The organism is Bacteroidota bacterium, from assembly GCA_040388375.1.
Lineage (GTDB): Bacteria > Bacteroidota > Bacteroidia > UKL13-3 > UKL13-3 > JAAFJM01.
The window spans coordinates 470,108-481,246 of record JAZKBU010000001.1 but is presented as its reverse complement, the minus strand read 5'-3'; the positions used below and the strand labels follow the sequence as shown (position 1 = coordinate 481,246).

Sequence of the window (11,139 nt, the reverse complement as noted above, 5' to 3'; positions counted from 1 at the left end):
AGTTTAATTCAGTGTACTCGGTAATAGGTATGTTTAAAGACTTTAATGTAGCTATCAATAAAGACAATGTAAAACCAAGTATTGCTTTAAATGGCACTAATATCCTACGCACTGAAATCCATAAAACTTTCAATGACCCTTGGGTATTAGCTATGGATAATATAGAAGGTAACGTATCAGGCAGAGTAGAAACAATTTCTACTGTTGACACCAGCAATTTAGGGGTGTACACGGTTAAATACTTTGTAAAAGATTACTCAGGTAATGTATCAGACACCTTGGTTCGTACTGTCATTGTTGAGTTAAACAATACAGGACCTATCTTAATATTAACACCACCAACAGTAGTAACTTTAGAGGTAAACACAGATTATATAGAACCTGGTTTTATTGCTTTAGACAATACGGGTAATGATGTAAGAAACAATGTAATTATAACTACCGATTTAAATAAAACCAAAGTAGGTAATTATACGATGACTTATAGCATTACAGATGCATTTAACTTTAATAAAACCATGACCAGAACTATTGAGGTAAGAGACAGGACAGCTCCTGTTATTACCAAAAAATATGCAGGTTTGGTATACAAACACCAGATTAACTCTGTATTCAACCCATTGAACATTATTACTGCAACAGATAATTATGATAAGAGTTTAAGTGTAACCTTTAACAGTGGTGTGAACCCTAACAATATAGGCCAGTACTTTGTGGTATATAATGTAACGGATTCATCAGGCAATGCAGCGGTGACTTTCACAGCATCGGTAGAGGTGAGTGATTATATTAAACCGGGCATCAGCTTAAATGGTAACCAAACAGAAGAGGTAGAAGTATACGAAGTATTTAATGACCCTGGTGTGAGTGTGAGCGATAACTATTGCCATATAAACACATTGGTAACGGTAGTTACACCAAGCAACTTACGTACCGATTCATTAGGAACCTTTATGGTAACTTATGTGGTAACAGACTGTGTGGGTAATAAAGACAGTGTAACCAGAAATGTAAGTGTGGTGAAACACAGCTTACCTGTTATTAAACTATTGGGAACTAACCCTACCAATATGTTACGTTTCTGTGATTTTGTTGAGCCTGGCTTTACAGTAGAAGATAGATACTACAGTGGTTTAGCTAACAATGTAATCAGAGATTTATCAGCTTTACAAAATGATGTACCGGGAGTATATCCAATAAGTTATGTAGTAACAGACCCTTCTGGTAATCGCTCAGTAACTGTTATTCGTCAAGTTAGCGTATCAGAACAAGTATGTAACACCGGTTTATACGAAAATGTATTTGAGACTTACTTTAACATGTATCCATCACCAAGTAAAGGAATGGTATATGTGGAGATGAAAAACAACATAGCCATACAAGGTATAGAAGTATACACAGTAACAGGACAGTTGGTACAAAAAACAGAAGGTAACACTTTTGTTCAAGACAAAACAAGTTTAGACATGAGTAGCCAAAGCAATGGTTTATACTTTATGAGAATTGTTACTGAAAAAGGTACTTACAGTAAATCATTTGTTATTAACAAATAAGAATTACGTTCGTTTAACTAGCGAATCAATAAAACAATTAGTAAGAAACAAAAAAGCCAACTCATTTGAGTTGGCTTTTTTGTTGTAAATAGGGTGTAAAAAAACGGCCAATTTGTTTTCTGGTTTTATGTGTTATTACCTGTTTATCAGTAATAAATGTTACATTTAAGGAGATATTAAGATACATTATAATGAACATATAAAAAAAATAATTTAAATTCGAAAACTACAAACTTTTCAAAGTTGTAATACGTATTACATTTAAAACGAACAAATGATTATGAATAAACTTTACATTAATGCACGGCTTAAACTTTTATTTAGCCTTATTTCGGTTATGTTGTTTTGTGTATCTACTCAAGTAAGTGCACAAACAACCATTAATACTACACATACGCAAAATAATGGAGCATCAATGATTACATTTAATGTGCGCAACAACAATAACTTTCCAATAATTATTACAGAAGTTAATTGTTTTTTGGGTGCTAATGCTGCCAATGCCATTGAAATACTTTATAACCCAACCCCTATTATGTCAGCAGGGGCTACTTGGAATCAAGGAACTGTTGGTGCTGGACAAAATGGATGGGTTTCTGCATTTACGGGTACGCTTTCTACTACAGGAGTAGTAACTGCTATTTCAGGTAATACGTTGACAATTGTTATACCTGCAAATTCAACATATGGTATGTGTGTTGGAGGTACTACTGTTAGTTATATGACTCTAACAGCCGGTAGTGTTAATGTTTTTTCAGGTGGAGGAGTAGATATCTTAACTGGTGATAATATAAGTTGGGGGGGGGGTATTCCTCCGGCAACTCCTGTTAATTATCCCCGTGGTTTACATGGAGGTATTACATTTATTGCAGGCGGCTCTAGCTCATTACTACCTCCTATTGCTAATTTTTACACACCTGATACCGTTTGGATAAACAGCCCACAAACTTTATTAAACACTTCAAGTTTCCAAAGCCGTGTGTTCTGGAATTTACCTGATGAAAACCCATTATACCCCGGTTACAACCGTACTACAGCGGGTATTTATGCAGGTTATATTGATACAGCTAAATACAGCAACCACTTTACTTATACTTTTACCTCACCGGGTTTAAAACGTGTAAAATTATTGGCTGTAAACAATGCTAAACGCGATTCCTTATTAGATTCTATTGTTAAATTTATTTATGTAGACACCCCAAGCCAAAAACCCCGAGCCGATTTTATCAGTTTTAAACGTAAGCTTGGTTTTAGTGAAGAAGCACCATTGATTGATTTATCAACCAATGGTCCTAACCAGTGGGAATGGAGCTTTGATCCACCTTGTGCTACCTGTGCTACCGACCCCAATGCATTCCCTAACTATTTTAATCCGAGTAATACTGTTAGTAACCCACGTATAGCCGCTTTTGACCCCGGTACTTTCAGGGTATGTTTAAGGGTTTGGAATGACAGAGGAACCGATTCCATCTGTAAACCGGGTTATATACAAGTGTTTACCGGTATTAATATGTGTGCAGGAACTTCTTACCAAAGCAGTGAGCAGGTAGGATTCTTATATGGTGTATCAGGTCCTTATACCAGTTATGCCAGAAGTTTATGGTCACCAAGTTGTCCAGGTTTTACCATTGCACCTTGTGCAGATTCTGTTATTTTATATGTAGAAAGAATAAAAATGTTACCTGGTGATAGTATAGAAATATTCAATGGTCCGAATACCAGTGCACCACGTATAAGAGCGTTAGGAGCCAGTACTACCGGCCAATTACCTTTAACAGCAGCTCAATCTGTTATCCGTGGTGGAAGCAGCTTAAGCTTTAAATACAAACCGGGTAGTGCAAGTATTCCATCAGGCTATGATTCAGCTACTTTTGCTTTCCGTTGGGAGGCCAAAGCTGCTACTTATGGCAAACCAACAGCAAACTTTAATATTCCTGATACCTTCTATTCAAACCAACCGGTAAGTTATGTAAATACTTCAACAGGTACTTTGATGCAATATTCATGGGATACAGATGGTAATGGATTGTTTGATTCCACTTCAGCTAACCCAACCAGAACCTTTTTGATAACTACCCCTTTATCTCGTGTGATAAGCATGGTAGCTTATAACTGTGTAGGTTCAGATACCATCAGAAAAACAGTTACTTTCTTACCCATTAACAGAGCACCAATAGCCCGTTTTACGGCTGATAAGTTTTTAGGATTCAACACAGATACCTTCCGTTTATTAGACCAGTCAATTTATGGTGTAACCCAATGGAAATGGGTATTCAGTCCTAATGCAGTACAATTTATTAATGGAACCAGTGCTACAAGTCAAAGTCCACAAGTACGTTTAACAAGCCCTGTGGCTTATACCATCCGTTTGGTTACCACCAATAATTTTGGTATAGATTCAGTAACCAAAACAGCTTTTATACAAATAAATGCATACCAAACACCGGGAGCAGGAACCGTATTCTCAAGTGTAGCTGATGCTACCATGGGTATTACAAGAGTAAGATTGAGTAGTGTTGATTCAAGTTTTACAAACCCAACCTCACCAACTTACCAATACATCAATACCAAAACCCAGTTGGCTAATGTGAACAGAGGTGGTAAATATGCTATTGTTGTAAACAGACCAAATGCAGGCACCAATATGGATTACAAAGTATGGATAGATTTAAACTTTAATGCCAGCTTTGAAAACAATGAGTTAATATTAAACAAAATAAATAATGGTGATGCTCAGTTAACAGATACCATTATTATACCAGCCACCCAAGGCTATGGAACTACCCGTATGCGTGTAGGAACAGATTTAGCCAACTCTACCCAGTTTAATTCAGTGTATTCGGTAATAGGTATGTTTAAAGACTTTAATGTAGCTATCAACAAAGACAATGTAAAACCAAGTATTGTTTTAAATGGCACTAATATCCTACGTACTGAGATTAACAAAACCTTCAATGACCCATGGGTATTAGCTATGGATAATATAGAAGGTAATGTATCAGGCAGAGTAGAAACAATCTCTACTGTTGACACCAGCAATTTAGGGGTGTACACGGTTAAATACTTTGTAAAAGATTACTCAGGTAATGTATCAGACACCTTGGTTCGTACTGTCATTGTTGAGTTAAACAATACAGGACCTATCTTAATATTAACACCACCAACAGTAGTAACTTTAGAGGTAAACACAGATTATATAGAACCTGGTTTTATTGCTTTAGACAATACGGGTAATGATGTAAGAAACAATGTAATTATAACTACCGATTTAAATAAAACCAAAGTAGGTAATTATACGATGACTTATAGCATTACAGATGCATTTAACTTTAATAAAACCATGACCAGAACTATTGAGGTAAGAGACAGGACAGCTCCTGTTATTACCAAAAAATATGCAGGTTTGGTATACAAACACCAGATTAACTCTGTATTCAACCCATTGAACATTATTACTGCAACAGATAATTATGATAAGAGTTTAAGTGTAACCTTTAACAGTGGTGTGAACCCTAACAATATAGGCCAGTACTTTGTGGTATATAATGTAACGGATTCATCAGGCAATGCAGCGGTGACTTTCACAGCATCGGTAGAGGTGAGTGATTATATTAAACCGGGCATCAGCTTAAATGGTAACCAAACAGAAGAGGTAGAAGTATACGAAGTATTTAATGACCCTGGTGTGAGTGTGAGCGATAACTATTGCCATATAAACACATTGGTAACGGTAGTTACACCAAGCAACTTACGTACCGATTCATTAGGAACCTTTATGGTAACTTATGTGGTAACAGACTGTGTGGGTAATAAAGACAGTGTAACCAGAAATGTAAGTGTGGTGAAACACAGCTTACCTGTTATTAAACTATTGGGAACTAACCCTACCAATATGTTACGTTTCTGTGATTTTGTTGAGCCTGGCTTTACAGTAGAAGATAGATACTACAGTGGTTTAGCTAACAATGTAATCAGAGATTTATCAGCTTTACAAAATGATGTACCGGGAGTATATCCAATAAGTTATGTAGTAACAGACCCTTCTGGTAATCGCTCAGTAACTGTTATTCGTCAAGTTAGCGTATCAGAACAAGTATGTAACACCGGTTTATACGAAAATGTATTTGAGACTTACTTTAACATGTATCCATCACCAAGTAAAGGAATGGTATATGTGGAGATGAAAAACAACATAGCCATACAAGGTATAGAAGTATACACAGTAACAGGACAGTTGGTACAAAAAACAGAAGGTAACACTTTTGTTCAAGACAAAACAAGTTTAGACATGAGTAGCCAAAGCAATGGATTGTACTTTATGAGAATTGTTACTGAAAAAGGTACTTACAGCAAATCGTTTGTTATTAACAAATAAGAATTACGTTCGTTTAACTAATGAATTAATAAAACATTAGTAAGAAACAAAAAAGCCAACTCATTTGAGTTGGCTTTTTTGTTGTAGTAAATAGGGTGATAAAAGCTTAGGCAATAAATTTGGCAAGTATGGCTAATTTATTTTCCGTTTCTATCCATTCTTGAGCTGCATTAGAATCGGCAGTAATACCACCACCTGCATATAGCACAGCAAATTTTTTAAACAATTCCATACAGCGTAAATTTACAAATAACTGTAGTTGATTATTATTGCTTACACCCGCAAAGCCGGTATAAAATTTTCTTGCTAAGTTTTCTTGTTCATTGATAAATGAAAGAGCAGTTTCTTTTGGTAAACCACCAACGGCAGGAGTTGGGTTAAGGTCAGATAAGAACTGTGAGATATATTGTGGATCGTTTTGAAAAAGGTAAGCAGAAAAAATATGTTCCAAATGACCTGCATTAATAGTTACGGGGCCTTGTTTACTGACTTGTTTAAAAGGATATTTAGCTAAAAGCTGTTCAATGTAATATTCAACTTTATAATGTTCGGTTATTTCTTTTTCTCCCCAACTTAATTGGTCGTTGCTACTGAGCCTTGTGCCGGCTAAAGCAGTTGTTTTAACCGTTTGGTTGTCTATACCCATTAACAATTCAGGAGTAGCTGCTATCCATGTACCCGTAACACTACTTGAAACTGCATATACAAAAGCATTAGGGTAGGTAGTACATAAGTTTAAAAAGTAAGCATTGACGTTAAAGCTATCATCAATATTTATTTTGCTGCATCTTGCCAATACCACTTTACTCATACTGTTGTTATTTTTCATGGTATCAACAGCTACCTGTACTTTATGTATAAAATCAGACTGGTTATCGTAATGAGCTTGATGATACTGGCTAAAGGCCATTACTTCAAAAAGCTTAATGTCTTTTTCTAAGTTGAATTGGTAAGCTTTTGAGCCCTTATTATAAGGAGAAAAATAAAAGGTATTGTCTGCATTAAAATCAACCTCCACTAATTCATCCATTACCGAAGCCGATTTTTTTACTATTGGATTCTGGCCCGGTAACTTATAAAATACAGTTGCTTTGTGTTGTTTCATTAATTGCTTTTAAGGTCAATTACACTCATGGTTAATCGGCTAATGCAACATAATTTGCCTTCATCATTGGTAATTTTTATTTCCCAAACATGAGTGCTGCGGCCAATATGTATAGGTGTGGCTTTGCCATACACCCATCCTTTATGGGCTGAACGCACATGGTTGGCATTAATATCCAAGCCTACCGCTACATATTTTTCCCTGTCAATACACAAATTGGCAGCCATGCTACCCACTGTTTCTGATAAGGCACAAAAAGCACCACCGTTTACAACACCCAAAGGTTGTATTGTTCTATGGTCAACAGGCATTTTAGCTATTAAGTAATCTGCTGTAAGTTCTATAAATTCAATTCCGAGCCATTCGCTCATGGTATTGGCATTACGCTTTTGTAATGCCGCTAAAGTAACCTCAGGTGTTAGTATTATTGACATAAGAATAAAACTTGAATTTATTATTTACGTTTATTTAGTGTAGTAATAAATAAGGCTATTGAAATTTCAATAGCCTTATTTATTTTTAAATGTTTACCATTCGTCTTCATCAATTAACTTAGGCTCTTTCATGGATGTTTGAAAACGAACCATTGTTTCTTTGATTTCTCTATCAGCGTAGCGTAAAATGGTATCGTACATTTTTACGTTGATAGTAGAGTTATAATAGTATTCGAAATAATTTCTAAATGGTTTACCAATATTAGGTTGATTGCCTTGGTGTACTAGATTAGTAATAGTGTATTTATAACGACCTTCTTTTACCAGAACGGTCATTTTAAACTCATACTTTCCAATTAATCTTTTATTAAATTTATTGGCATAAGAATAGGCAGGAATAGAAGCATTCATTACCAATTTTTGTCCGTTTTTTTGCACTTCAAAAATAGATTTATCCTTGCCAAATACTTTTTCTGCAAATTTTTTGGCTCGTGTATATAAGGAATCACTTCCGCTTTCTTCTTGTTCAACTACGGCTCCGTATGTAATAAGATTTGTGTTAGAGTCTATTTCTAATACAATTCTTTCATATGGTTTAGCTCCGGTTTGAGCAGATGAGTCTGTTGTACTTTCCGGAGTTTGAGTAGTAGAATCTGTAGAGCCATAGTCATAACCAGGTGAAGTTGGATCCTGCACTTGGGCAAAAGAATACTGTGCTACAACTACTAAAAAAAACGCAAGCAAGCTGCGTATTGTTTTAATTTTAATTCTGTTTATCATGATTGTTGGATGTCAAAAATATAAAAAGCTATCAATAATTAAACTTATTTTTTCATTTTTTTAACAAAAGATGGGTTTAAAAATAATATATTCTGTTTTAAATATTATTAACATTGCAATAAACTATATCTATGAACTCAATATTATTTCTCCATGGGGCATTAGCATCATCCAATCAATTTGATACATTAAGGGCTAAAATGGAAGGTCAGTATAAAACCTATGCACTTAATTTTAGTGGACATGGCGGACAGATGTTACCTATTAGTGGTTTAAATTTTACTGTTTTTGTTGACGATATTTTGAAGTTTTTAGACAGCAATAAAATTGAAAAAATAAATTTGTTTGGATACAGTATGGGCGGTTACGCTGCTTTAATGTTTGCTTTAAAATACCCGGAGCGCGTAGAGAAAATTTTTACTTGTAGTGTAAAGTTGAAATGGGACTTGGCTTCGGCTGTTAAAGAATCGGAAATGCTTAATGCAGATAAAATAGCAGAAAAGGTTCCGGCATTTGCCAATAATTTAATGCTTACGCACGGTATAAACTTATGGAAAAATCTATTAAAAAGTACCAGCGATATGATGATGGATTTGGCGAATGGGCAACTATTAACCGATGAAGATTTTACTAAAATAAGCAAACATGTTTTATTAGCCATTGGCGACAGGGATAAAACAGCCAGCTTAAATGATACGCTGGATGTATATAAGAGAATTCCAACGGCCGAGTTATTAGTGATGCCAAATGCGCCACATGAATTTAACAAAATTGATACAGACCTAATCGCTTTACAGGTTCAGCGATTTTTTATGAATTAAAAATTATACGAGTATGAAAATATTAAGAACAACACTGCTTTTTACTGTTTGCATAGGCTTATTTGCCTCATTCACTATCAACAAAAGCACCAAAGAATTAAAATGGCTAGATTGGAATACAGGTTATCCGTTGGCCAAAAAACAAAACAAAATAATATTGGTAGATGCCTATACCGACTGGTGTGGCTGGTGTAAAAAAATGGATAGAGATACCTATACCGATGGAGAAGTAATAAACTTACTCAATAAGGATTTTGTTATTATTAAGTTTAACCCTGAGCTTACCGATATGGAGTATGAATTGGAAGGACAAAAGCTAACAGGAAGAGAATTATATACCCAATTGACGCAAGGCAAGTCAACAGGCTTTCCAACCACTTACTTTATTCATCCCAATAAAAAACAAATACAAATAACCGCAGGTTATTTAGCCCCTGCGGAATTTAAAAAGGTATTGGAGCAAACGGTACAAAGTATGAAGTAAAACTGAATGCTGATAAACAAAAAAGGGTTTACGTTTAACGCAAACCCTTTTTTGTTTTATTACTGACCCTGTGCCAGTGAGTATCCGGCTTTTTCGCCAAATTTTCTTAATATTTCTATTGATGATACAAATAAATCATCGCTTACTTTTCTGCCCATTTCAAGCATTTCGCCTAAATTGGTTTGGTAACCATCTACGGCTTCAATCCTAGCACGGTATTGGTCAACACACTCGGTAAATACACTTCCTGTTGGCCATACTTGCGTACCGCGGTTCGAAATCATAATTAGTTTTAAGCCACTTTGTAAATGTTTTTGAATAACAGGAGCCAACAAGTCGGCAGTTTGTTCACTTTCAAAAAATAAATCAACACCTACTACCGTTTCCGTAGTAGCTGCTTTTGGGCTAACCATTACTTTTTGTGTAGCAGGGCGTGTTGGTAAATGGAAAGTTGATTTAATATTACTTTCTCTTGCTTTCCCTTCTTTAGGCTCTTTACCAAAATTATTAATAATGGTTTGAGCAAATTCAGTAGTGTTTAAAGCAGGCGTTGATTTGTCACCAAAGTCACCCGTATGCGAGCCGTTTTCAAGCGTAACCAATAATGCATTTTCTATTTTAGTAGCATATTCCATTAAACCTAAAAAACGTAACATCATTAATCCGCTTAACAATAATGCAGTTGGATTAGCAATGTTTTTACCGGTAATATCAGGAGCAGTACCATGTACCGCTTCAAAAATAGAAATGTTTTCGCCAATATTAGCTGAAGGGGCAAAGCCTAAACCTCCTACCAATCCTGCACATAAATCGCTCATAATATCGCCTTGCAGGTTGGTTAATACCACCACCTCAAAGGTTTGTGGTTTAGCTACCAGTTTCATAGCCAAATCATCAACAATTACATCGTTTGCTTCAATTTCCGGGTAATCTTTAGCCACTTCATAAAAAGTTTCTAAAAACAAACCATCGGTTAACTTCATAATATTGGCTTTGTGTGCACAGGTAACTTTTTTAAAGCCTTCCTTGCGTGCCATTTCAAAAGCAAAACGGTGTACCTGAATGCTGCCCGGGCGGGTAATAAACCTGCGGCATAAAGCTACATCTTGTGTAAGCATATGCTCTATACCACCATAAGTACCTTCAATATTTTCACGAACAATAGTAATATCTATTGGAATACCCGCTTGCGAGAAAACAGTTCCAACACCATTCAATGATTTAAAATGACGTCTGTTAGCAAAAGTGCTCCAGGTTTTACGGGCCGTTACGTTTATACTTTTTACTCCTTTTCCTTTAGGCGTTTCCATTGGCCCTTTAAAAAGCAAGCCGTTGGTTTCTACACTCTCTTTAGCTTCAGGGGTCATTCCTGTGCTAAAGCCCTTGTCATAAAAGCTTTTGCCCATATCAATAAATTCATATTGAAGGGGAACTTGTGCTGCCTCAAAAATATTTAATACAGCGTCCATTATTTCAGGACCGATACCATCACCTTTTGCAACAGATACTTTAATAGGATTATTACTCATTTATATACTCGGTTGTTAAAAATTTGGCTGCGAATTTACACATTATGAAATGTTTTGT

General features: G+C 35.5%; 8 protein-coding genes. 4 read left to right on the top strand and 4 right to left on the bottom strand.

The window, feature by feature from the left end:
• Together V4538_02215 and V4538_02210 are read left to right on the top strand one after the other, a co-directional pair.
• On the top strand, nucleotides 1–1,553 hold a 1,553-nt coding region (locus tag V4538_02215), incomplete at its 5' end, for an immunoglobulin-like domain-containing protein (protein ID MES2379827.1).
• 280 nt (nucleotides 1,554–1,833) lie between these two features.
• The gene (locus V4538_02210) at nucleotides 1,834–5,928 is read left to right on the top strand and encodes an immunoglobulin-like domain-containing protein (GenBank protein ID MES2379826.1); all 4,095 of its coding nucleotides are present in this window, start codon (nucleotides 1,834–1,836) and stop codon (nucleotides 5,926–5,928) included.
• 106 nt (nucleotides 5,929–6,034) lie between these two features.
• Here the strand turns inward: V4538_02210 and V4538_02205 are convergent, their stop codons facing one another.
• The 3 genes from V4538_02205 to V4538_02195 form a co-directional block, all read right to left on the bottom strand.
• Nucleotides 6,035–7,033, bottom strand: coding sequence for a chorismate-binding protein (locus V4538_02205; protein ID MES2379825.1), 999 nt, complete (start codon nucleotides 7,031–7,033; stop codon nucleotides 6,035–6,037).
• Nucleotides 7,033–7,467, bottom strand: coding sequence for a hotdog fold thioesterase (locus tag V4538_02200; GenBank protein ID MES2379824.1), 435 nt, complete (start codon nucleotides 7,465–7,467; stop codon nucleotides 7,033–7,035). Before V4538_02200 ends, V4538_02205 begins: the two co-directional genes overlap by 1 nt.
• A gap of 93 nt (nucleotides 7,468–7,560) precedes the next feature.
• Nucleotides 7,561–8,247, bottom strand: a complete 687-nt coding sequence (locus tag V4538_02195; protein ID MES2379823.1) for a DUF4468 domain-containing protein — start codon at nucleotides 8,245–8,247, stop codon at nucleotides 7,561–7,563.
• A gap of 131 nt (nucleotides 8,248–8,378) precedes the next feature.
• Here V4538_02195 and V4538_02190 point away from each other — a divergent pair, with 131 nt between their 5' ends.
• The gene (locus tag V4538_02190; protein ID MES2379822.1) at nucleotides 8,379–9,068 is read left to right on the top strand and encodes an alpha/beta hydrolase; all 690 of its coding nucleotides are present in this window, start codon (nucleotides 8,379–8,381) and stop codon (nucleotides 9,066–9,068) included.
• 13 nt (nucleotides 9,069–9,081) lie between these two features.
• Entirely contained in the window at nucleotides 9,082–9,552 is a 471-nt protein-coding gene (locus tag V4538_02185) for a DUF255 domain-containing protein (protein MES2379821.1), read from the top strand.
• Between the two features lie 59 nt (nucleotides 9,553–9,611).
• Here the strand turns inward: V4538_02185 and V4538_02180 are convergent, their stop codons facing one another.
• Nucleotides 9,612–11,081 (bottom strand): NADP-dependent isocitrate dehydrogenase, encoded by a 1,470-nt coding sequence (locus tag V4538_02180; protein ID MES2379820.1) that lies wholly within the window; start codon nucleotides 11,079–11,081, stop codon nucleotides 9,612–9,614.
• Nucleotides 11,082–11,139: the final 58 nt, after the last annotated feature.